This window comes from Paenibacillus sp. WLX1005 (genome assembly GCF_046603685.1).
Classification (GTDB): Bacteria; Bacillota; Bacilli; order Paenibacillales; family Paenibacillaceae; genus Saccharibacillus.
In genome coordinates this window covers 2,844,438-2,868,564 of the sequence record NZ_CP176756.1, presented here as the reverse complement: position 1 = coordinate 2,868,564, position 24,127 = coordinate 2,844,438, and the positions used below count along the sequence as shown (strand labels likewise).

15 protein-coding genes are annotated in these 24,127 nt (G+C 47.1%); 11 read left to right on the top strand and 4 right to left on the bottom strand.

Going from position 1 to position 24,127, the window contains the following annotated elements; all coding sequences use genetic code 11:
- Positions 1 to 384: 384 nt before the first annotated feature.
- The 3 genes from ACE3MZ_RS12260 to ACE3MZ_RS12250 all read left to right on the top strand — a co-directional run bounded on the left by ACE3MZ_RS12260 (position 385) and on the right by ACE3MZ_RS12250 (position 5,854).
- Positions 385 to 2,826, top strand: coding sequence for a glycosyltransferase family 39 protein (locus tag ACE3MZ_RS12260; protein WP_411342456.1), 2,442 nt, complete (start codon positions 385 to 387; stop codon positions 2,824 to 2,826).
- A gap of 267 nt (positions 2,827 to 3,093) precedes the next feature.
- Entirely contained in the window at positions 3,094 to 4,059 is a 966-nt protein-coding gene (locus tag ACE3MZ_RS12255; protein WP_411342455.1) for an NAD(P)/FAD-dependent oxidoreductase, read from the top strand.
- A gap of 190 nt (positions 4,060 to 4,249) precedes the next feature.
- Positions 4,250 to 5,854 (top strand): diguanylate cyclase domain-containing protein, encoded by a 1,605-nt coding sequence (locus ACE3MZ_RS12250; protein WP_411342454.1) that lies wholly within the window; start codon positions 4,250 to 4,252, stop codon positions 5,852 to 5,854.
- A gap of 134 nt (positions 5,855 to 5,988) precedes the next feature.
- Here ACE3MZ_RS12250 and ACE3MZ_RS12245 read toward each other — a convergent pair whose 3' ends face one another.
- The 3 genes from ACE3MZ_RS12245 to ACE3MZ_RS12235 form a co-directional block, all read right to left on the bottom strand.
- Positions 5,989 to 7,098: an ATP-binding protein gene (locus tag ACE3MZ_RS12245; protein ID WP_411342453.1), complete on the bottom strand. Its 1,110-nt coding sequence runs from the start codon at positions 7,096 to 7,098 to the stop codon at positions 5,989 to 5,991.
- Positions 7,099 to 7,173: 75 nt separating this feature from the next.
- Positions 7,174 to 7,872: a response regulator transcription factor gene (locus tag ACE3MZ_RS12240; RefSeq protein WP_411342452.1), complete on the bottom strand. Its 699-nt coding sequence runs from the start codon at positions 7,870 to 7,872 to the stop codon at positions 7,174 to 7,176.
- A 239-nt stretch (positions 7,873 to 8,111) separates the two neighbouring features.
- Entirely contained in the window at positions 8,112 to 9,437 is a 1,326-nt protein-coding gene (locus tag ACE3MZ_RS12235) for an acyltransferase (RefSeq protein ID WP_411342451.1), read from the bottom strand.
- A 297-nt stretch (positions 9,438 to 9,734) separates the two neighbouring features.
- Here ACE3MZ_RS12235 and ACE3MZ_RS12230 point away from each other — a divergent pair, with 297 nt between their 5' ends.
- The 6 genes from ACE3MZ_RS12230 (at position 9,735) to ACE3MZ_RS12205 (ending at position 17,766) form a co-directional block, all read left to right on the top strand.
- Positions 9,735 to 10,982, top strand: coding sequence for a M20 metallopeptidase family protein (locus tag ACE3MZ_RS12230; protein WP_411342450.1), 1,248 nt, complete (start codon positions 9,735 to 9,737; stop codon positions 10,980 to 10,982).
- A gap of 2 nt (positions 10,983 to 10,984) precedes the next feature.
- Positions 10,985 to 12,415, top strand: coding sequence for an LLM class flavin-dependent oxidoreductase (locus tag ACE3MZ_RS12225; protein ID WP_411342449.1), 1,431 nt, complete (start codon positions 10,985 to 10,987; stop codon positions 12,413 to 12,415).
- 288 nt (positions 12,416 to 12,703) lie between these two features.
- On the top strand, positions 12,704 to 14,299 hold the full coding sequence (locus tag ACE3MZ_RS12220; RefSeq protein WP_411346776.1) for an ABC transporter substrate-binding protein: 1,596 nt from the start codon (positions 12,704 to 12,706) through the stop codon (positions 14,297 to 14,299).
- Between the two features lie 2 nt (positions 14,300 to 14,301).
- A complete protein-coding gene (locus ACE3MZ_RS12215) occupies positions 14,302 to 15,228 on the top strand; it encodes an ABC transporter permease (protein ID WP_411342448.1) in 927 nt (308 codons plus the stop codon).
- 86 nt (positions 15,229 to 15,314) lie between these two features.
- On the top strand, positions 15,315 to 16,232 hold the full coding sequence (locus tag ACE3MZ_RS12210; protein WP_411342447.1) for an ABC transporter permease: 918 nt from the start codon (positions 15,315 to 15,317) through the stop codon (positions 16,230 to 16,232).
- A gap of 535 nt (positions 16,233 to 16,767) precedes the next feature.
- Positions 16,768 to 17,766: a GH12 family glycosyl hydrolase domain-containing protein gene (locus ACE3MZ_RS12205; RefSeq protein WP_411342446.1), complete on the top strand. Its 999-nt coding sequence runs from the start codon at positions 16,768 to 16,770 to the stop codon at positions 17,764 to 17,766.
- 241 nt (positions 17,767 to 18,007) lie between these two features.
- On the opposite strand, the gene ACE3MZ_RS12200 is transcribed toward ACE3MZ_RS12205, so the two are convergent.
- Entirely contained in the window at positions 18,008 to 19,663 is a 1,656-nt protein-coding gene (locus ACE3MZ_RS12200; RefSeq protein WP_411342445.1) for a putative bifunctional diguanylate cyclase/phosphodiesterase, read from the bottom strand.
- A gap of 366 nt (positions 19,664 to 20,029) precedes the next feature.
- Between ACE3MZ_RS12200 and ACE3MZ_RS12195 the strand changes: the two genes are divergently transcribed.
- Both ACE3MZ_RS12195 and ACE3MZ_RS12190 read left to right on the top strand, forming a co-directional pair.
- Positions 20,030 to 21,670: a formate--tetrahydrofolate ligase gene (locus tag ACE3MZ_RS12195; RefSeq protein ID WP_411342444.1), complete on the top strand. Its 1,641-nt coding sequence runs from the start codon at positions 20,030 to 20,032 to the stop codon at positions 21,668 to 21,670.
- A 351-nt stretch (positions 21,671 to 22,021) separates the two neighbouring features.
- Positions 22,022 to 23,980, top strand: coding sequence for a glycoside hydrolase family 127 protein (locus tag ACE3MZ_RS12190; RefSeq protein ID WP_411342443.1), 1,959 nt, complete (start codon positions 22,022 to 22,024; stop codon positions 23,978 to 23,980).
- The last annotated feature ends 147 nt before the right edge of the window (positions 23,981 to 24,127 follow it).

Genomic DNA, 24,127 nt, shown 5'->3' with positions numbered 1-24,127 from the left:
TGCTGCCTGTTTAACACTATGCGATGCAATGATCATTGCTGAAGTATCGGCAACAGCAGCAATACCCCTTTTTCAAGGCATGAAGCCGTATGCCGTATCCCCCCATATGTTGCATAAGGATCATACTCTGATCGGAAAATGTCCGAGGTACCGCTATCTAGCGGTACTTTTTTATTTTTTATTTGTTTTTAAGAATTCTATGAGCTGTTCTTAATGTTGTTCATACAAAATACATATACATCATATTTAATAGACGAGGAGGAATAACCAAGCCGTCATAACTGCTCGATCCCAATATCTGTCATCCTCATTCGGAACGGAACAAGACGAGCAACAGTAAAGGATGCGTCAGATCATCCAATTACCAATTCGGGAGGAAGTCCAATGGAACCAAGAACCACTACTGTATCACGCGCAAGAGTAGATATTCCCCTCATTCTTATCTTGATCTTATCTGCATTTCTGAATATCTGGAATATCTGGGATAACGGAAATGCCAACTCGTACTATACAGCTGCTATTACAAGCATGCTGCAAAGCTTCCATAATTTCTTCTATGCTTCATTTGATCCTGCGGGATTCGTAACGATTGATAAGCCGCCTGTAGCGTTCTGGATTCAGACGTTGTTTGCGGCGATATTTGGCGTGCACGGATGGAGTGTTACTTTACCTGCGGCACTGGCAGGTGTAGGTTCGGTCGGTCTTCTTTATGCAATCGTAAAACCGACCTTCGGTCTGACAGCTGCTCGTGTGGCTGCGCTGTTCATGGCAATTACGCCGGTAGCAGTAGCTGTCCAACGCTCGAACAACGTGGACGGCATTCTCGTGTTCACGCTACTGCTGGCATCGTGGATGCTATTAAAAGGCGTTCGTCTGCAAAAAATCGGCTGGATCGTCGGCGGATTCGCGATGATCGGCGTCGCCTTTAACGAAAAAATGCTACAGGCATATATGATTTTGCCTGCATTGTATCTGTTCTATCTGCTCGCTTACAAAGTAAACTGGAAAAAGAAACTGTCTGTACTGGTACTCGGTACGATTGCATTGGCAGGGGTATCGCTCTCATGGCCTGTCATTGTCGATAGTGTTCCGGCAGATCAGCGTCCTTATATTGGTAGTAGCCAGACAAACTCTGTACTGGAGCTAGCATTCGGTTATAACGGTGTGAGCCGTCTGACTGGTGAAACGCAAAGCTTCGGTAATATGGGTGGTGGCGGTGGAATGCCAGGTATGACCGGTACAACAACCGAGAATGGTGCCACTGCAACAGGTACAACTGGTGGAGCAACATCGGCGACAGGGCAAACATCGACCGAAAACGGTGTAGCTGGTAATGCTATGGGTGCCGGTATGCAAGGCGGCAATATGCAGCCTCCGGGTGGCAGTGATAACGGTCGTCGTACCGGCGGTATGTTCAACACGGGTGAAGTCGGTCCGTTCCGACTGTTCCAAAAAGAACTGTCCGGACAGGCAAGTCTGCTTCTACCATTTGCGATCATTTCACTGATTGCACTGTTTGCAGGTGTACGTCGTAACAATTGGCGTCGTCTAGAGCATACGGAGATTGTATTCTGGTTGATGTGGCTAATTCCGGTTGCCGGATTCTTCAGCATCGCGAACTTCTTCCATCAGTATTATCTGATTATGCTAGCACCGCCAGTTGCGGCGATTGCAGCAGCGGGTCTGGTTGCACAATGGCGTTATTATCGTGAAGGCAAAGGCTGGTTATCATGGCTGCTGCCAATCAGTGTGTTATTGACGGCTGCCTTCCAGCTGTATGTCATTTATCCGTATCGCAACGAGATTGCTTCGGTCTGGTTCTATCTGATCGCAGCATTGGGCATCATCGCAACGGTCGCATTGATTGTAGTACCACGCGTCAAAGCGTTGCATAATACCAAAACGTATGTCGTTTCTGGAGCCATCGGCGCGTTGTTGCTCACACCTCTGTACTGGTCTTCTTTCCCACTAATGAATCCTTCCAGCAATATCGCACTGCCATACGGCGGTCCGGTAACGGAAATGGGCTTTGGCGGTGGAGGTGGCAACCGTGCAGGCGGTGGCGGTATGGGTATGGGGAACGGGCAACGTCAGCCTGGCATGAACAATGGAACAGGCGCAACAACCGGAACCGAGAACGGAATGGGTACAGGTATGAACGGTACAAGTACCAATGGTGCCGGAACAAACGGAACAGGTACAACCGGCAACGGTGTTATGAACGGAAATGGCGGTATGACTGCACCGACAGGTACGCCTCCGGGCGGTACAGGCACTGGCGCTACCGGCGGTGGTACAACACGCACGGGCGGTACACGTGGTGGCGGTATGGGTATGGGCGAATCGGTCAATGAGAAGCTGCTGACGTATGTGACGGAGAATAATACAGGTGAGAAATACCTGTTTGCTGTTAGCAACTCCAACTCTGCTTCTTCCTATATTATCAAAACTGGCAAAGCGGTTATGGCAATGGGTGGCTATAGCGGTAGCGATCCAATCCTGACGCTTGATAAACTGAAAGCATTGATCAAAGCCGGAGAGATCAAGTACTTCCTGCTTGGCGGTATGGGTCGCGGTGGTTCAAGTGACATTACCGAATGGATTGAGCAGAACGGTACAGAAGTTCCATCATCCGAATGGGAAGAAACCACAACATCTGTTGTACAAAATGCGTTGTCTGGCAAAGACAGTACATCCACTTCCGATACTTCTAGCACGACAGCCAATGGCATGAATCGCACTGATGGTATGACTGGCGGATTTGGTGGCTTCGGTATGATGAGTAATACTCTGTACGAAATCACACCGGAAGATGTGACCGATTGATTTTATGAAATATAATATCTACTGTTCATAAGGATATTCTTACCGAATCGTTCTTCATGATCCCATCGTTTGCGATATGATTGCAGCGATGGGATTTTTTATGTTCGTATCTCTTGAGCGAATCCAATAGATTACCTATCGGTATTTTAGGAAATAGTCATCCAATTATGGATGCATTACGTTTCATATTATATAGAAGGTTTACATATTAACGTATACGCATGTTACGAAAGTATACTTTATATCCGAACTGTAGGAGGTTCCCATATGATCGATAGCAACACCATATATGATTGCATTATTGTAGGAGGAGGCATTGCCGGGTTACAGGCTGCCATCCAACTTGGACGTTATTCCGCACACCGGATACTCGTAATTGATGCTGGCAAAGGAAGATCGACGTTTTGCCAAAACTATGGAAATATACTCGGTTTTCCAGATGGCATTTCCGGTGATGAATTACGTCAAATTGGACGTAGCCAGGCTGAGCCACTGGGCGTAGAATTTCATGCCGATCGCATCCTAGAAGCAAAAAAAGAAGACGATCAATTTTTGCTAAAAGGAGCGGAAGGGGAAAGCTATCGCGCACGTACGTTATTATTGGCGACCGGTCTGATTGATCGCTTCCCACGTCTGCCGGGATTGATCGAAACGCTCGGTCACAGTGTGTATGTCTGCCCGGATTGTGATGGATATGAGATCGAAGGACGTCGTACTCTAGTTATGGGAGCAGGTGAGGCTGGCGCACAGATGGCTTTGATTTTATCGACGCGCACCGACCAACTTGTCTATATCAACCACGAGAGTAAACCGTTCAAACCGGAGACGATGGAACAGTTACGCGAAAGCGGAATTGAATATATTGAATCGGCTATCCAACACATTCATCAGGAGGAAGCAGGCGTACTGCAAAGCGTAGAATTAGAAGATGGTCAATTGCTGGAAGCGGAGCGTGGATTTATCGCTTTTGGTGGCAATCATGTTAATTCTGAGCTTGCCGAGCAGCTCGGCGTAGAAACACTGCACAATCATCATATAGAGACACATCCACGTTCCAAAATGACCAATATCGAGAATGTCTGGGTTGCGGGCGATCTGGCGGCACATTCGGAGCAGGCGAACATCGCGATGGGTGAAGGTGCACAAGCTGCGATCTGGATTAATAAAACATTGAACAAAATGAATAAAGTCTATGCGAATCGTCAAGATCAACAACATACCATTCACTCTTGATTGGTAGCTGACTTATTCGAACAGAGCTTTCTGCCGATAAACGTGTGTGCACGTATCCGCAGAAGGCTTTTTTCCCTATGTCGTACTGCATTGATATAGAAATGGATACCGTTCTTTTGCGTTCCTTTCTCTCGACCAGTGTGTTATGATGAAGTTGATATACTATTTTATTGCCAGGTGGGATGGAATATTGAGTTTATATCCTAAAAAGGGGTTTAAGCTTGTTACTATCGTCAGCTTTATTATTGTCGTATCGATTGTACTCACAATGATCATTTCCATTCATTCTGCTTATAATGTCAGTAAACAATCCCTGGTTAATAATTATTTGAGCGGCAATTATGATCGGGCTATGGATCTGTCTGCCACGACCGGAGATTTGCTAGAGCGTATTCAGAAAAGTATCCATTCGATGGCTGAAATGTGGAAGCGCGATGGCAGTATTGATCAGGCCCGGCTGGATGATTTGTATCTGACAAACAGTGAATATTTTAATTCCCTGACAGTAGTACGCAATGACTTTACCGTAACAGGGGTTGCACCGACGAGTGTCAATTTGAAAATCGGGCAAACATTGGATAGCGATACTAGCCGTGCGATTGTAAAAGCACGCGATGATATGGTGACCAATCCGTTTGTCGGAAAAACAGGAAACTTAGTTGTACTGGTGACCAGTCCATTATTTGATAAAAACAACAAGTATTATGGATATATCGCAGGAACGATTTATTTGCATGAGTCTAACATGATGCAGCTGGTCTTACAGCAGGATTATGATAGTGATGGCTCGTATGTATATGCGGTCGATTCCAAAGGCAATGTTATTTTTCATCCTGATGCAGCGATGATTGGCAAAAATATCGCTTCCAACGAAGCAGTATGGAAAGTAATCGCTGGGTTGAACGGATCGGTCACGTATACGGACAACAATCAGGTAGAGTATTACGCCGGTTATGCGTACAATATGAAGTCCGGCTGGGGCATCGTATCGCAAACACCGGCAAGCATAATCAATGAGCCATTGAATAATCTGCTGCAAAGCAGTACGTTACAATCGCTACCGCTGCTGCTGATTACATTGGCGGCAGGATGGGTGCTGACCTATCTGGTCGTTCGTCCGTTGCACCGACTTGCAGAATATTCCAACAAGATGTTAACCGAGTGGAACTCAGGTGATCTGCCGCCTGTTCGATCTGCCACGTATGAGATCAAATCGCTGTATAACAGTTTGCGTATAACGACACGGCAATTGCAAACGTACATCAATAAGCTGCGTAATGAGACGGCATTGGACGGATTGACCGGTCTTGCCAATCGACGTAACTTTGATGCGACGCTGGAAACGTGGTGTCTGGATACGGAGCCGTTTGCATTGATTATGGTCGATATCGATCATTTCAAACGGGTCAATGATACGCATGGGCATCTGGTTGGTGACCGGGTCATTCAGTTCCTCGCATCTACGATGCGTAATGTATCGCGTGAGGGTGATCTGTGTTTCCGATATGGCGGAGAAGAACTTGGTATTCTGCTACGTGGCTGCAATGTGACGCGCGCATATATTGTAGCGGAACGTCTGCGTCAACTGGTTAGCAGCACACCGGGACCTTCCGGGCAGCTTATTACCGTCTCGCTTGGCGTCGTCGTTTTCCCTGAACAGGGAGATTCGCCGAATGATCTGATTGCAAAGGCGGATGAGTCGCTGTATACATCCAAACGTGAAGGAAGAAATCGCACGACGGTCTTTTCCAATGAAATGATGCCAGATTCCTATTCAGGACCTAGCAAGCATTGATGGATGAACCAGACAGGAACGATAGAATTATGATTAAACAAATGAAAGGCTACGATCATTGATGCAGCAGCATGAGCGATCGTAGCCTTATTTGTATTTATATTTGTATTTGTAGTGCATTAGTCAAAGAGTGATTAGCTAGCAGGTAAGATCACTTCAAAGCAAGTTTGGGCAGCATTGCTCTGTACAGAAACGCTGCCGTGATGACGTTCAGCGATACTTTTTACAATGGCAAGTCCTAGACCGCTACCGTTACTATAACTCGAACGCGCAGCATCTGCACGGTAAAATCGGTCAAAGAGATAGGGCAATTCCTCTGGCGGGATCGGCTGACCATAATTGATACAGCGAATGATCACTTGATCATGATGCTGTTGCAGTTGGATATCCAGCCAGTATCCACAGCTTCCATAACGTACCGCATTGGAAAAGAGGTTCTCGAACAAGCGAACCAGCTCGTCGCCATTCCCGGACACTCGTATGAGCGAATCGGTTGAGGTGAGACGGTATTCCATACCTGCTTGCTCCAGCATCGGTACACATTCCTCTGCCAGTTGTTCCAACAGTTGAACAAGATTTAGCGATGTAGATTGCAAAGGTTGTGCATGATACGTAATGCGGGTATAGTCTAGCAGATCTTCAAGGAGTTTTTGCATCGTTAACGATTTCTCGTAGGCGATATGTACGTAATGTCGCAGCTCGATCTCATCGCGGTAACGATCACTTTCTACATATCCGAGAAAACCGATTATCGATGTGAGCGGAGTGCGCAGATCGTGCGAGACGCCAGTAATGAGGTGATTTTGTGATTGTAACGCCGTTCGTTCTTCATTCATCGCCTGATTCAATTGATCCAGCATATGATTGAGTTGGGAAGACAGTCTGCCCAACTCATCACCGGATGATACGGGCAATCGATGGGAAGTATTGCCGTCTGCTACCATACTCATTCCATTGCTAAGCTGACGCATTTGACGTAATAGCGGACGAGAAAATCGATGTAAAAACAATACATATAACGGAATAAAACAAATGATCATCACCGGACCAAAGCCGATGTTGTTCACACACCAGCGAATGATGCTGATGTATAGTGCCGGTTCTGGCAGAGGCGGATGAAACCAGAGCAGCATACGCGCTCCCACATACCCGGCAAAGACGATAGCGGCGGCACAGCCGATGGCGGCGAGACTGTACAAGGTCATGCGCCAGCCAAGTGTATCCAGACGTCGATGAATCATCATATAGTCACTCTTTCTCTAAGTCCATGATAGGTTTTTATTACTGGAAAACATACATTGGTAAGTGGTAGAAGCTATTTATACATTCTCAATCTTGTAGCCGATTCCCCAGACCGTCTTCAAGTAATGGGGTTGGCGTGGATTGGACTCGATCTTTTCACGTATTTTGCGAATATGCACCATAACGGTGTTGGGTGAATCCATATAGTCTTCTTTCCACACTTTCTGGTAAATATGCTCGGTGCTGAATACTTGTCCCGGGTGACGAACGAGTAGTAATAGAATGGCAAATTCACGCGGAGTCAGTCGCACCGATTCGCCATGCAATAACACTTCGTGATTAGACACATCAATCTGTAGAGCGCCCAGTTCAATCTGCTCGCTCGACGTACTGATCTGCGGCGTATAGCTTTGAGCGCGGCGCAATTGCGACTTGATACGTGCTACCAGCTCTAACGGATTGAATGGTTTGGTGACATAATCATCTGCACCAACACTCAATCCGGTGATTTTGTCCATATCCTGTCCTTTGGCGGACAGCATGATGATTGGAAAATGTTCTTTTTCACGAATCTGCATACAGGTCTGAATGCCATCCAGTCTAGGCATCATCACATCGAGCACCATCAGATCAACCTGTTCGGCAGCGATCATCTCTAGCGCCTGCTGTCCATCCGTGGCAGTCAATAGATCATACCCTTCGTATTGCAAATAAATCTGCATCAGCTTGACGATATCTGGCTCGTCGTCAACAAGCAATATTTTACCCTGTGTCATGATTGGTATCCTCCCGCACTGCCGACATGAGATGTAGCAGCTTATAATATGGGATGATCATACAATTCATGTATGAACTCGGCATGAACGGGAAGCTTATCCAAGATAAGATCTGCATAGGATCGTGTTGTATTGATCAATTGAGTAGTTTATAGACCAAACGGAACATAATGCAGACGAACAGAACGATACCTAGATCAAACAATGCCTAGATGAAACAATACTGAATGCTATATGGATCAACTGAATGTCGTATCAGTTGTAGGCTTGCTGTTCTTGGTCATAGTTTGAACAGTAGCTCCGGTAGATCCAACCGATGCTGGCGACATGTTGGATGCAGTTGATGTTGCAGATGTAGATGTGTTTCCTGTCGGTACGGTGCTTGTTGGTTTGGATACGGTAGCTGTTGTCGGTTTGGATGCTGCACCTGTTTTGGGCAGGCTACCAAATGCGAGCCATGCGAATGGAAGATAGCGGGCAGCGAGGTAGACGACGAGCCATGAACAGAGCAGCGCAGTCAGGAATCCGCCTGCATACCAAGCATGCTCCAGCAACGAATTGCCTGATTCCGGTACCAATCTGCGATATACCAGCAGGAAAAACGGATGGATCAGATAAATACCGAATGAAAATGAACCGAGTCGTGATAAGATGCGTCCGGTCCATGAACGCCCGCCGCGATATAAGAGAAACGATAGTTGCAGCAATACGAGCACACTGGTAAAAGCATACAGACTGTAAAACAGATCGAACCATGTAGAATTGTACGCTGTGCTGTATAACCGATTCTCATACCAAATATATACATGTGTTAGACCACTGCCGAGCCATACCGTCCATAGCAGCAGCCATGCTCCGATTCGCGCAGCAGATATATATTCACGGCAGATGATCAGCCATGTTTTTAACTGATTGTAATAGATGCCGAGCGTCGCACCGAGCATATAATACGAGAAGTACGACAGCGACCAACTCCCCCGATTATCCACCTGAAAATAATACTTATTCCCCAGTACAAATGCCCATTGCAGCACTAGTCCAATCGGGATCGCCCAGCGAGCAAGACGCGGCGAAGACTTGAACAACCATAGAAACAGTGGAAACAGAATATAAAACTGCATATTGATAAACACAAAGTACAGATGCGTATACGCCTTGCCAGTCAGCAGTTTATCGATAAAATTTGCTGTCATCTCATGTAGCGACAGCTGACTACCGTTCAAATATTGCTGCAATCCAAAGTAAAATAGCGAAAACAATACATACGGAATCACGATATATAGCAGCCTGCGCTTGTAAAAGCTGCTCACCATCTTGCGATCTAACGGACGATCCATATAGTTGTAAAATAGCACAAAGCTACTCAACGCGATAAAGGTCGGCGTTCCGAATTTCATAAAAATATTCAGAAAATTGTATAGCCAGTAATAATTCGATTCCAGCATATTGAGTGTGGCATACGAGGTTGAATGCACAGTAATGACGCCCATAATCGCGATAGCACGCACGACCTGAAGCTGGGACAATCGTTCTTTTTTGCCGGGTGTAAGAGTAGATGTTGTCATGCCGACGTTCCTTTCCAAACGTAGATTGCTGTCGTGTGTTGAGCGGCAGCGTGTTTCACTCTATTCATTACAACCGATAGTTCTTAATGCTTTTGCGCTAATTTTCACAAGAATTGTTTAAAATATTCTTAACAAATGCTAAGAACTTGTATTGATATATTCTATAAGCGGATTGATCTTATCTATTAGCAGATACATTGACGCTGACGAAGATAAGGCATACATTTAATGACATAATTCATATTTATTCGATAGGAATTAAATGAATAAGCACAGAAGAGAAAGGAGGAGAACAATATGCTAGATCATCTATCATCTTCAGCCGGGCTGCTGAATGACACATTGGAGAGCGATCTGTCGCGCATTCGTCGCCATTTGCATCGGTATCCAGAGCTGCTGTTTGAGGTGGATCAGACGATGAAGCTAATAGCTGGGCTGCTGCGCAAATGGGATATTGAACTGCATGAGCAGGTCGGTCGACATTTTCATAAAGGTGTGATTGGCATCCTGCGCGGTGCACAGCCGGGACCGGTCATTCTACTGCGTGCAGATGTGGACGCATTGCCTATTACGGAGCAAAATACGGCGGCATACGCATCAGTACACGAAGGGGTGATGCATGCTTGTGGACATGATGCACATACAGCGATGTTGCTCGGTGCGGCAAGAGTATTATCAGCAGAGCGAGAGCAGTTACATGGCACGATTGTGTTTGCCTTTCAGCCAGCGGAGGAAGGGGCACAGCCGTCGCCGCTAGATGGGCGCTTGATTAGCGGCGGTCGTGATCTGATCGAGGACGGTATCTTGGAGCATGTGGATCAGGTGTTTGCACTGCATGTGTGGCCGCAGCTAGAAACCGGGCAGATCGGTATTCATCCCGGTACAGCAATGGCGGCATCTAGTCATTTTACGATCACGTTTAGCGGAACGCCGGGGCATCACAGCACACCACATCTGGCTTCGGACAGTATTATTATGGCGGCGCGATTTATTAATGACATTAAGCTGTTCATGGCAACGCTTATTGATCCGCTGGAATCGGCAGTGTTGTCGTTCGGTACGCTGCACGCGGGAACGGTGAAAAATGCGATTGCTGGCAAAAGTGAATTGACCGGCACCTTCCGCACCTTTGACCCGCAGACGGTAGAGCGTATTACAGCAGCGATTGAAGGGTATGCCAAGCAGATTGCCGCGCAGCAGGGCGGAACTGCGGAAGTGGTGCAGCGAACGGGAACAGTGCTGCGCAATGATCCCGATATCGTGCGGCAGGTGGAGCTAGCGGCGCAGCAAGTATTCGGAGCGGACGGCGTGCAGATTCTGGAGCAGCCGGTGCTGGCAGGTGAGGATTTTGCATTATATACGGAGCAGCGACCGGGAGCATTTGCTTTTATCGGTTGTCGAGCACCAGATCAGACAGAAGCGTATCCGCTGCATCATCCGCGTTTTGATATTGATGAACACGTACTGCTATTAGGCACACGCCTGCATGTGCAGTTTGCCAGAAATGCGTTATCTTCTATTTCCCATAAACGAGAGGATGTCTAACTATGAGCAATCACGTTAATGATTCACAACCCCATTCTTCGCAAGCTTCAGCTGCCCAAGCACAAGCTACTGCTTCCGCATCCAATAACAGTCATGCACGCGGCAAACAGCTGCATCTAGGCGCTATTATTCAAGGCGTGGGCGGCAATATGTCTGCTTGGCGACACCCGGAAGCTACGGTGGATGCGAGTATTAATTTTGATTATTACCGTCAACAAGCGCAGAAGGCGGAGCAGGGCAAATTCGATTTCCTGTTTATCGCCGACGGATTGTATATCAATGAAAAGTCGATTCCGCACTTCCTGAACCGGTTTGAGCCGATTACGCTATTGTCGGCGCTAGCTTCGGTTACGTCGCGTATCGGTCTGGTTGGCACATTGTCCACATCATACAGTGAACCGTTTACCGTGTCCCGTCAGTTTGCCAGTCTGGATCATATTAGCGGTGGACGTGGGGGCTGGAATGTAGTGACGTCACCGCTGGAAGGTTCGGCGCGCAACTTTAGCCGGGATGAGCATCCAAGTCATCCAGAACGTTACCGGATTGCACAGGAGTATTTGCAGGTAACGAAGGGGCTATGGGATTCATGGGAAGAGGACGCATTCGTACGCAATAAGGAAACGGGTGAATTTTTCGACCCGAATAAGCTGCATACGTTGAATCATCAAGGAGACCACTTCTCCGTTCAAGGACCGCTCAATATTGGTCGTTCGCCGCAGGGACAGCCGGTTATTTTTCAAGCAGGTTCTTCTGAGGATGGTAAGAATCTGGCGGCAAGTCAGGCGGATGCGGTATTCACGCGTCATGATAGTCTGGAGAAGACGGTCGACTTTTACAATGATCTGAAAGGTCGATTGCCGCAATATGGACGTACATCAGATGATCTGCTCATTCTGCCGGGCATTAGCGTCATTATTGGGGAAACGGATGAGGAAGCGGAGCGCAAATACTGGCAAGTTGCCCAGCTGGTGACGATCGATAATGCGATTGATTATCTGGGGCGCTATTTTGAACATCATGAATTCGGGCAGTATCCGCTAGACGAGCCATTCCCGGAACTGGGCGATCTTGGCGACAATAGCTTCCGTAGTACTACCGATAGCATTAAGCGCAATGCCAAGGAGAACGGGCTGACACTGCGTCAGGTAGCGTTACAGGCAGCAACGCCACGACCAACCTTTATAGGAACAGCGCAGCATATTGCCGATCAGCTGGAAGAATGGTTCCTCGCTGGCGCAGCAGACGGATTTATTGTGGGCGGCGGTACACCGAATGGGCTGGGTGAATTTATCGATCAGGTCGTTCCCTTATTGCAGGAAAAAGGGCTGTATCGTACTGATTATGAGCATTCTACGTTGCGTGGCAATCTCGGTCTGCCTGCACCGGAGAATCGCTATACCGCTGAACGTCAGGCTCCGAAAATTCATTCCTGACATCGAACGGTGTCTTGAATGAAGATACAACACTTGCAACACATCGGCATCCAGACGTTATTCTGAATGGATCTCTCTATATGTCGGTGTACATAATGGTATCTATTTAACAGGAAAGAAGGGGAGATGATGATGACGATAGTGACAGAGAAAGAGAACATATCCACTCCATACAAACAGTCGCAACAACATGCTTCAGTAACGAGACATGTAGCCGAGCAGACAAGCGGTGAACGTCGTAAAAGGTGGTCGCCGCGGTATACATGGAGTAGTTCACTGATCAGCCTGATGGCAATTGTATTGATCTTGTCGGGTTGTGCTTCCAGTGCTGGTACAGGCAGCGAAGCAGCACAAGCTGCCAATGGCGGAACAGGCGGTACGCTGACATATGCGCTGGCAACAACACCGGATACGCTTGATCCGCATCGTAGCGGCTGGGCGGTGTCGGTGCGCGTATTCCACAACATTTATGACAATCTAGTTGTGCAGGACAATGATGGCAAGATCAAGCCGTGGCTAGCTGATAGCTGGACAGAATCCAAAGATGCCAAAAGCTACACGTTCAAGCTGCGCAAGAATGTGACATTCCAAGATGGTACACCGTTCAATGCGGAAGCCGTCAAATTCAATCTAGATCGCGTCATCGATCCGGCGACCAAGGCAGCTAATGCGCTTGCGCTGGTGCAACCGTATGAGTCTTCCGAAGTGATCGACGAGTATACCGTTAAAGTGAATTTGTCGCGTCCATCACAAGCATTTCTGGTCAATTTGAGTCAGACGATGCTCGGTATCGTATCTCCGACTGCCGCCAAAAAATATGGCGATCAATTCGGTCAGCATCCCGTTGGCACAGGACCATTTGAATTTGTCAGCTGGGAGGATAACGCTAGCATCAAGCTGAAGCGCAATGAGAATTATGCTTGGGGACCAGAGACGGTTAGCAATACGAAGGCGCCGTATCTCGATGGCATTACCTTCTCGATCATTCCAGAGGAAGCGACGCGAATTGGTAGTGTGCAGAGCAATCAAGTGCTTGCTGCTGAAACGGTACCACCGCAAAATGTACTGGCGCTACAAAATAGCCCAGATCAACAGCTATTGCAGGCAGATACACCGGGCTTGCCGTACACGCTGTTTATCAATCAACGCAATGCGCCGTGGAATGATCTAAAAGCACGTCAGGCGCTACAATCTGCCATCGACGTAGGCGCTATCGTCAAAACGCTGTACTTAGGCACTTACAAGCAAGCATGGTCTTCGCTCACACCGGGCATTCTCGGCTATGACTCGTCGCTGGAAAATAAAATCCAGCCCAATGTAGAGCATGCCAATCAACTATTGGATGAACTGGGCTGGACCAAAGGTGCGGACGGCATTCGTGTCAAGGACGGCAAACGACTTGTTCTGCGCTACGTAGACGGTTCGCCCAATCGTGAGAAGCGCAATGATATTGCCGCGATGGTGCAACAGCAACTAAAAGCGGTTGGTATCGAGGTTCAGGTGAATATTACTAAGGATGTTGCTACAACGATATTCCAAAATCAGGCGTACGATCTGTATGGAAACAGTCAAGTCAATGCCGATCCTAATGCATTGTCTGCGTTCTACCATACACCTGCAAAAGGTGCGCGTGAGACGCTGTCGGGTCTATCCAATCCACAGCTCGACAAGTGGCTGGATGAAGGCGCAGTAGAAAAGGATACTGCCAAACGTGAAGAAATCTATCGCAATATCCAGCAGTGGATTAGCGATCAGGCAATCATTATTCCGATTTACATTTTCCCGTACACCGTAGCTGCTTCTAAAAGTGTGCAAGGTCTGACCTTCAACCATCTTGGTTATCCAAACTTTAACGATGTGAAATTGACAGGAACAGGAGGGTGACTATGCTCCGTCTGGCAGGAATACGTATTATCTCTTCATTGCTGGTCGTGCTGGGATCGCTAGTGCTGGTATTTGCCATCTTTTATCTGCTACCCGGCGATCCGGTATTGTCGATGATCGATCCGTCGTATGCCACGGCGGAAATGGTACAAAATCTGCGTGTGCAGCTAGGACTGGATCAGCCCTTTTACATGCAGTTCTGGAATTATGTTAGCGGTATTGTACGCGGTGACTTCGGCGTATCGATGCTCAACTCCGAGCCGGTACTGCCGAAGATTATCGCTCATTTTCCGGCAACATTGACGCTAACACTGACCAGTACACTGATCGCTGCGGTGATCGGCATTACGCTCGGTGTGCTGTCGGCAGTGCACCGCAATGGCTGGATTGATGTTATCGCCCGCATCATCGGATTATTCGGTATTTCAATGCCGACGTTCTGGTCAGGTATTCTGCTCATCCTGATCTTCTCTATTCAGCTTGGCTGGTTTCCGGCAATGGGTTCGGATGGCTGGCAGACGTTAGTGTTACCTTCGGTCGCACTTGGGATCGTTGGTGCGGGCTTTATTATTCGTATGGTACGCAGCAGCATGCTGGAAGTGATCAACGAGCCGTTTATCACCACACTGCGTGCCAAAGGTATCGGCGAAAGGGTGATCATGTACCATCACGCTCTTCGCAACGCATTGATTCCGGTAGTGACTATCGTCGGTATGCAGCTGGGCGAGATGCTAGCAGGAACGGTTGTCATTGAGACGGTATTTTCCAGACAGGGGATCGGTCGTATTCTAGCAGATGCGATTATGGGACGAGATATTCCGGTAGTGCAAGGGGTCGTCTTTTTCACAGCGATTGTATATGTAGTCATCAATCTGATCGTTGATCTGTCATATGCGTATATTGATCCGCGTATTCGTCGTTCCACATAAATGTTGTAGTGAGCAAGATTGTACATGTTGAGTATTAGTTATCCAAAAAATCAGAAACATGCAGTTACAGAACGGGAGGTGTGCGAATGAAAGTTCTATCGTGGACAGCAGCGCTGAGTGAACGCAATCGCACCAGCAAGGCTGAAGCCATACAAGGTGAAGGCGTCGGCTGGAAACGGCAAAAAAGACAGCAGCGCATCAGTCTCATTCTGGCGGGCTTTGCGGCGGCGCTAGTGGCGATGTTAGTTGTGTTTGCGCTAGTGCCACAGTGGCTTGCGCCGTATGCGCCGACAGCGATGATGGCAGATCGGATTTTGCAGCCGCCCGGAGCAGCGAATTGGCTCGGTACGGATTATTTTGGACGTGATATTCTGAGTCTGGTTATTTACGGCACCCGCGATTCGCTGCTGATTGGTTTCAGTTCCGTGATCGCCGGGGTGCTTGCAGGTGGTGCACTTGGAGCATTGGCAGGGTATGTCGGTGGTTGGACAGACATCATCATTATGCGCATTATGGATATTCTCATGACGATCCCGGGTGTCTTGCTAGCGCTTGCGATTGCAGCAGCACTCGGTCCAGGTCTGCCTAATATCGTACTGGCAATTGCAGTCGCGTCCATTCCCGGCTATGCACGGGTCATGCGTGGACAGATTGTTGGATTGCTCACACGAGGCTATATTGAATCTTCGCGTACATTGGGCGCATCCAACTGGCATATTGTCCGTCGTCATATTTTGCCCAATGCGATATCTCCAGTCGTCGTTATGGCAACGATTGGTCTAGGCAGCTCGATTCTGACCGGAGCGGGGCTGAGCTTTCTTGGGCTTGGAACGGTAAGCGAGATTCCGGATTGGGGAGCATTATTGTCACAAGGACGTGGCTATCTGACAGTTGCATGGTGGATTTGTACATTTCCGGGCTTGGCAATTACAGGCTTTGTGCTGGCGGTGAATCTGATCGGAGATGAATTGCGTGATCGACTAGACCCACGTGCTAGCAGCTAATTTCACAGTTGAAAAGGATTATTATATGTCCAGCGTAATATGCGTATCGTACGATCTTGCTATGTAACCTATACCATATGGAGTAGACAACAGACCATGCAAATGGTCTGTTTTGCTATATTTCTAGGTACTTTTACATACAAAATATTACAAATATTAGTAAATTTTTCAAACATTTTTGCGAAATAGGTTATTCGACGCAAAAGGGTGGGTAAATAATATCTGGGAACGTCGATATACAAGGATCAAGTTGGAGATGAAGCCTGAGTATGTGGAACTACATACCGCCTGCTTCAGAATCAGGATTACGATTGCTGTAATGTGGCGGTCTTAGTTGTTGCCATTATTGTACAAGACAGCATGTGTATCCATGCGTATCATTGATAATATTCTCGTTATTTTACTGTGCCTTTCTGCATATCAGTTTGGAGCTTTGTCGTCATGTTCTATTATGTAAAACAGATTTATTCTAGCACCACAATGTATATCGATCTCTCTTAACAACATACTGAATACATCAATGGAGGGAACAACTATGATGAAGAAATCCAATCTCAAAAAACCGATCTGTGCACTTGCAACGATGACATTAACAGCTTCACTACTACTTCCCGGAGCGGCATTCGCTGAACAGAACAACACAGCTGATGGCAGTTTCTCGCTGAATAATAGCAGTTATTTGAGTAATACCGGTTGGACAGGTAGTATATCGTCTGCGACTGGAGCAGGGGAGATCATGTCCAGTGATCAATCCATTTTCTATGATAATGCGACTTCCTTCGGATATAACTGGATGTATCCAGCAGACAAAACAGGCATTCAATCGTCCCCAGCGATCTCATTCGGTTGGAACTGGACGAATGGCTACGAAGGGGCAGGCAATGTTCCAGTCGAGGTATTCCGCGACAATGCACGTAATCGTTCCTCTAACAGCGGAACGCAGATGAAAAATATCGATACTTCTGTCGCCTATACGACGTCTGATGTAACCGGTGATTATGCAACAGGATACACAGTATATATTCACAATACGCAGTGGGCAGGTATGGATACGACACCAACAGCGACGATCAAAGTGATCACTTCTACGTCTGCAAATCCCGGCAATGATGATACAAGCGGCGCTATGTCTTCCAGTGATATGTCCAATCGCACAGAAACCAGTGTAGCGGATAACGTGTTTACTAGTACAGCAGGCAGCACAGATGCTATGCAAAATGAATCGGGTGCATGGGGACAATGGCTGAGCACGGTAAGCATCGGTGGTTCGACATGGAATGTATACCGCACAACGACCAATGCCGATCATACCGTTACATCTGCGAATGCTAACAATCATGTAACGTACACCTATGTACGTACAGCCAATACCGAAAGCATCTCACTCAACCTGACTGATTTTGTGAAAAACTTGCTGGATCGCGGTGAGTTGACGATGACAGGCAACTATGTAAGTGGTGTGAAATTTGGCACTGATGTATTGAGCGGTAGCGGGAAATTGACAGTGAACGAATGGAACATTGGCGTACAATAAGCCTGCTTGCTCAAGCGTAATCGTTGCTTCAGAATATGTTGCCATTCTATAAAAGTTAATCACACCACAACTATTAGCGAATCCAATACAAACAACAAGATAAATAAAAAAGCAGCCATTTCAAGGCAGAAATGGCTGCTTTACATGTATACGGCAATATTGTTAATTGAATTTCCTGCAAAAGTGACTATGCTTCTTTTACATTCATCCTGAGATGACAGATCATCGCTAGGCTAGACCATCATTCCGCTGGTGAAGCAGGCAACAGATGATCCAGATCCGGCAAATGATTAACTGGCATCGGATAGCTCAGCCAGTAGCCTTGGAATTCGCGATAACCCAGTTCGAGCAATCGCTCCAATTGCTCCTGATCTTCGATACCTTCTGCAACCACCTTCAGATTGAGTGCTTCTGCCATCGTAATGAGCGCTTTGAGTACTGGTGGATTCATCTGTGTGACAAAGGAACGATCAATCTTGATCTTGTCGATAGGCAGCCGCGTGAGCATACTAAGCGATGAATAACCGGTACCAAAATCATCCAGCGATATCGTATATCCCTGTTCTCGTAGGTGAGATAATAACGAATGTTCTTCCACCGCATTACTAGTCGCAACACTTTCGGTAATCTCTAGATCAATACAACAAGCAGCGACTTGTTCTTCCTCCAGAATTCGGTTTACACGATACATAAAGTCTGGATCATCCAGCTGAATGCGAGAGATATTAACCGCAATGCGAATCGCCTCACCATATTTGCGCTGCAAGGTTGGCAGATCGCGACATACCTGACGAATAACCCAATCCCCAATCGGCAAAATCAGACCGGTATCTTCCGCAACCGGTATAAATTCCGCAGGCGAAACGAGCTGCTTGTGATCCTTGTGCCAGCGTAGTAGCGCTTCAATCGTGATCACTCGATGATGATCCATACTATAGATTGGTTGGTAGAGCAGCTGTAATTCGTCTTTTTCCAAGCAGTTATTGAGTGCCAGCTCATGATGAAACCGTACAATTTGCTCATACCGCAATGCAGTATCAAAAATATGATAACGACTGCGCCCCTGACTTTTGGCATAATGCAGCGCAATATCGGCATGACGTAGCGCTGTCTGTGCATTCATATGCTGGGTAAAGGGAGCAATTCCGATGCTGGCAGTAATTTTCAGTTCACGATCTTTGAGCGAAAATGGAGTACTTAAAGCATCCAGCATTTTTTGAGCAGTTTCATGTGGGATGCGAGACAAATCTTTGCAGACAACCAAAAATTCATCGCCTCCCAATCGGCAAATAATTTCACCGTCGACGAATAGTTGCTTGATGCGAGCAGCCAATTGAATCAGCAGCGCATCACCATTCTCATGACCCATCATATCGTTAATACTTTTGAAATTATCGATATTTAGCAAAAATAAAGTGCCATGCTCCACTGCGTATTCATACAAAAAACGGCGGTTGAACAGATGCGTCAATTCGTCGTAGTATGCGTAAAATTTCAATTTTTCCTCATGTTTGCTGCGTTCCGTGTAATCACGGGTCATACAGATTAGGTGAGTAATGTTGCCTTGCTCATCGCGTAAAGGCGAGATGATACTTTCGCCACTTAAACTACCGTTTGGAAGCACGTTTCCGTCCTCAAAGCGCATGCTTTCTCCGGAAGCGAGCACCCTTGTATATTTGTTTTGCAAATAAATAGCCATATCTGGCTGATCTGCGTAACATTCAAAAAAGGTCTTGCCCATATCTTCTTTTCCAACACCGCTGAATAATGCAGCCGAACGATTTACATAGCTGTAGTAAAATTGTTCATCATGCACATGCATAATGTAGACAAAATCTTCGATTGCATCCAGAGCCAGAGCAAGAAGCGGAGGTATTTCATTCTTGTCATTGCACATACGATTCCACTCCCTATACGATGCGTTCGCAAAGTATTGTTCTCATTTTTCAAATTATCCTCACTATATAGTATAGTTCGGTTACATGTACATATATTCTTAGCACAATTTGCACAGGACCAACAAATAAAATGAGATCGTATACAGTCGTGCATATCCTAAATTTGTATAAAACGCTCTCATGCTTGTCATTGCTCATTCATCTGATTGTATCATGCACATCAACAATTGGCAGGTCCCAAATCACAGTTGTGACAAAAAGCGCAAACCCATTCCCATTATGTTGCAAACCGATAACGGATGCTGGATAATACCAGAGAAATCAGCTTTGAACAGGCACATACTGGATAGGGGGAACTACATACAATGAAACCGATTATGAATATTGCACTGCAAACAGGCATAGAAGAACAAGAAGTGCAGCTCTATGGAAAATACAAAGCCAAGCTGGAACCGGAACTGCGGCAGCGTCTATCCTCCCGCCCTGACGGCAAGCTGGTGCTTGTTACCGCCATCAACCCAACTCCGGCAGGCGAAGGGAAGACGTTGACGACTATCGGGTTATCACAGGCGCTGAATGCACTAGGAACCCATACCGTAGCAGCATTGCGTGAACCATCGCTTGGACCTTGCTTCGGTATGAAGGGCGGAGCAACCGGCAGTGGCAAGGCACAGATTGTACCGGCGGACGAGATCAATCTTCATTTTACCGGGGATATTCATGCTATCTCTTCTGCGCATAATCTACTGGCGGCACTGATCGACAATCATCTGTACCACGGCAATACACTGCGTATTCATCCGAAAAAAGTCACTTGGACACGCGCTGTTGACATGAACGACCGCGGCTTGCGCAGTATCGTAACAGGGCTTGGCAGCGGCAATGGTGAAACCAGGGAGAGCGGCTACGTGATCACTTCGGCTTCGGAAGTGATGGCGATTCTCTGCCTGAGCGAAGACCTGCATGATCTGAAGCAACGGCTCAGTCGCATCATTATCGGCTATACGTATGATAACGAGCCGGTTACTGCTGACGATCTGCGTGCGGTAGAGCCGATGGCTGTTCTGCTCAAGGAAGCGATCAAGCCCAACCTCGTACAGACATTAGAAGGCACACCTGTCATTATTCACGGAGGTCCATTTGCGAATATTGCTCATGGATGCAGTAGTGTGATCGGTACGAAGACAGCACTCAAGTTAGGGGATATCGTCATTACCGAAGCCGGATTCGGAGCCGAGCTAGGTGCGGAAAAGTTCTTTGATATTAAATGCCGTCAAGCTGACCTCTCACCAGCCGCTGCGATCTTAGTTGTCACAGTGAAAGCATTAAAATATAACGGTCAATCGGAGCAAGCCGCAGTCGCATTGAGCGAAGATGCGCAACATCAAGCTTTGCGTAGTGGCATGAGCAATTTGCGTCGTCATTTGCACAATTTGCGCAAATTTGGTGTGCCCGTGCTAGTGGCAATTAATCATTTTGCTGGTGACACCGAGCAGGAGCTGCATATCATTCAGTCGGAGTGCGAACGTCTGGGAGTAGCATGTGAACTGTCGCGTGTTTGGGCAGAAGGTAGTCAAGGCGGTAGAAAACTGGCAGAGCGTCTATTGCAAATGTTGGACAATCAGCAGTGTACATTTGCTCCTTTGTATGATGACAAATTATCGTTACAGGACAAAATCTATACGATTGTAAGTGATCTATACGGTGGCAAAGATGTAATCTATACGCCAAGCGCGCAAAAGATGCTGAACGAGTTGGAGAAGCAAGGATTTGGTCATTTGCCTGTGTGCATGGCGAAGACGCCGTATTCGTTTACTGATCAGCCGTCACGATTGGGCGCACCGGAGAACTTTACGATTCATGTATCGCGTGTATCGTTATCTGCTGGAGCAGGATTTGTCGTAGTGGAAACAGGCAATACAATGACGATGCCAGGTCTGCCCAAAATACCAGCTGCCGAGCGTATGTCATTGTCAGATGATGGAGTCATCGACGGATTATTTTAAAAGGCGAACCAGCAGTACTATCGTTCTCAAGGTACACAAATCCCACATATGGTGAACGAATCCTACAATAGAAGAAAAAGATAAACAAGGGCGCGGATATTTCATCATCCATGCCCTTGTTTATCGTTAATGAATATGATATTAATTAAGAATAATGTAAATTATAGAGGCGAGGAGGACGTACATACAGGTCATTTGCTCCGCCCAATGGAAAGCGACAAAATAGTCATTTCACATCGTCATATGGAATGGTACTTATAAACGATGGATCGTTTCGAGAATGAGTGTAAGCGTTATCCTGATATCGCCCAAAGGTCTTTGGAAACTATCCAATAGTAGAGGAGAATCATAATGGAAAAAGCGAAGGAACTGCTGCAAACGGTAAGTCCAAAACATGTGCATATTCAAGACAAGTTCTGGTCGGATTATAATCGACTGGTGCGCGAAGTCGTGATTCCGTATCAATACGATGCGCTGCATGACCGTATTCCCGATGCAGAACCAAGTCATGCGATCAAGAACTTTGAGATTGCTGCTGGTCGTGCAGAAGGGGAATTTCACGGATTCGTCTTTCAGGATACGGATGTTGCGAAGTGGATCGAAGCGGTCGGTTACTCCTTAATGACTCACCCTGATCCTGAGCTGGAACAGATGACAGACGATGTGATTCAGCTTGTATCGGAAGCACAGGGCGAAGACGGATATTTGAATACGTATTTTACAATCAAGGAACCGGATAAACGGTGGAGTAATCTCGCAGATTGTCATGAGCTGTATACGGCAGGGCATATGATTGAGGCAGCGGTATCGTACTATGAAGCGACTGGTAAGCGTCAATTGCTGGATGTCGTTTGCAAATTTGTTGATTATATTGATTCTGTATTTGGACCAGAACCGGGCAAGCTGCGTGGATATGATGGTCATCAGGAGATCGAATTGGCACTGGTGAAGCTGTATCGCTTAACGGGAGAAGAGCGGTATTTGAAGTTGAGTCAGTTTTTTATCGACGAGCGTGGACAGGAGCCGAATTTCCTGCATGATGAATGGGAGAAGCGCGGGAAAGTCAATTTCTTTGTCGGTAAAATCGATCATATGGACACAGCATACAATCAGGCGCATCTGCCTGTAAGGGAGCAGAAGGTAGCAGTCGGTCATGCCGTGCGTGCTGTCTATATGTATAGCGCGATGGCAGATCTAGCTGGATTGAATGGAGATACAACGCTGTATGATGCTTGCAAGACGCTGTGGAACAATATCGTTACGCGTCAGATGTACATTACGGGCGGAATTGGCTCTACTCATCACGGGGAAGCATTCACATTTGATTATGATCTGCCAAACGACACCGTATATTCAGAAACGTGTGCGGCAGTAGGAATGGTTTTCTTCGCGCATCGGATGCTGCAAATCGAGCCGAAGGGCGAATATGGCGATGTGCTGGAACGCGCATTGTACAATACAGTAACCGCTGGCATGTCGCAGGACGGCAAGCATTACTTTTATGTAAATCCGTTGGAGGTGTGGCCGCAGGCGTGTCATCACAATCCGGGCAAACATCATGTCAAGCCTGTACGGCAAAAATGGTTTGGTTGTTCCTGCTGCCCGCCGAACGTTGCGCGTCTGATCACATCGCTAGGTAGCTACATCTACAGCAGCAGCGATGACACGATCTATACACATCTGTACGTAGGCGGGGAAGCGACATTGCCACTATCAGATGGCACGGTGAAGATTGTGCAGCAAACCGGGTATCCGTGGGATGGAGCAAGCCGATTTACCTTTGATGTAGAGGGTAAGCGCAGCTTTACGTTGGCATTGCGTCTACCCGGCTGGTGCAGTCGTGCATCATTGCAGATCAATGGGCAGAATGTAGCTTATGCTGATCAGCTGCGCGATGGGTATGTATATATTGCCCGCGAATGGTCGGCGGATGATGTAGTAGAATGGAAACTAGAGATGGATGTACAAACAATCTATGCCAATCCGAAGTTACGCGCCAATGTGGGCAAAGTAGCATTGCAGCGTGGACCGCTCGTTTACTGTCTGGAACAAGCTGATAACGGTGATCAACTGTCTTCACTTCTTGTTGAAACGGACAAGCCGATGCAAGCGCGTTATGACGACGAACTGCTTGGCGGCTGTGTCGTGATCGAAGGCAGTGCATTGCGCGAGCAGGAGCAAGACTGGAATGATGATCTGTATCGGACAGGTGAATCCACCAGAACCGGACAATCCTTTACTGCTGTGCCGTACTTTATGTGGGGCAATCGCGGGGAAGGTGAGATGGCAGTCTGGCTGCGTCGTTCTTAAATATTGAACTATCGGAGACAATCGCTTGGTAAAATGAATACTACCAGATCAATCCTCACCGAATAGCGATTGTACTGATAAATATATTATTCAAACAGGTAGCTGTTTCTACAAATGGTATGTGGAAATAGCTGCCTGTTTTTTTGC

Bases quoted from the DNA above. Each gene is read 5' to 3' on its own strand.
- ACE3MZ_RS12190 (WP_411342443.1), top strand. From the start codon at position 22,022: ATGGAAAAAGCGAAGGAACTGCTGCAAACGGTAAGTCCAAAACATGTG.
- ACE3MZ_RS12255 (WP_411342455.1), top strand. From the start codon at position 3,094: ATGATCGATAGCAACACCATATATGATTGCATTATTGTAGGAGGAGGC.
- ACE3MZ_RS12240 (WP_411342452.1), bottom strand. From the start codon at position 7,872: ATGACACAGGGTAAAATATTGCTTGTTGACGACGAGCCAGATATCGTC.
- ACE3MZ_RS12205 (WP_411342446.1), top strand. From the start codon at position 16,768: ATGATGAAGAAATCCAATCTCAAAAAACCGATCTGTGCACTTGCAACG.
- ACE3MZ_RS12200 (WP_411342445.1), bottom strand. From the start codon at position 19,663: ATGTGCAATGACAAGAATGAAATACCTCCGCTTCTTGCTCTGGCTCTG.
- ACE3MZ_RS12215 (WP_411342448.1), top strand. From the start codon at position 14,302: ATGCTCCGTCTGGCAGGAATACGTATTATCTCTTCATTGCTGGTCGTG.
- ACE3MZ_RS12220 (WP_411346776.1), top strand. From the start codon at position 12,704: ATGGCAATTGTATTGATCTTGTCGGGTTGTGCTTCCAGTGCTGGTACA.
- ACE3MZ_RS12210 (WP_411342447.1), top strand. From the start codon at position 15,315: ATGAAAGTTCTATCGTGGACAGCAGCGCTGAGTGAACGCAATCGCACC.
- ACE3MZ_RS12245 (WP_411342453.1), bottom strand. From the start codon at position 7,098: ATGATGATTCATCGACGTCTGGATACACTTGGCTGGCGCATGACCTTG.
- ACE3MZ_RS12260 (WP_411342456.1), top strand. From the start codon at position 385: ATGGAACCAAGAACCACTACTGTATCACGCGCAAGAGTAGATATTCCC.
- ACE3MZ_RS12230 (WP_411342450.1), top strand. From the start codon at position 9,735: ATGCTAGATCATCTATCATCTTCAGCCGGGCTGCTGAATGACACATTG.
- ACE3MZ_RS12195 (WP_411342444.1), top strand. From the start codon at position 20,030: ATGAAACCGATTATGAATATTGCACTGCAAACAGGCATAGAAGAACAA.
- ACE3MZ_RS12235 (WP_411342451.1), bottom strand. From the start codon at position 9,437: ATGACAACATCTACTCTTACACCCGGCAAAAAAGAACGATTGTCCCAG.
- ACE3MZ_RS12225 (WP_411342449.1), top strand. From the start codon at position 10,985: ATGAGCAATCACGTTAATGATTCACAACCCCATTCTTCGCAAGCTTCA.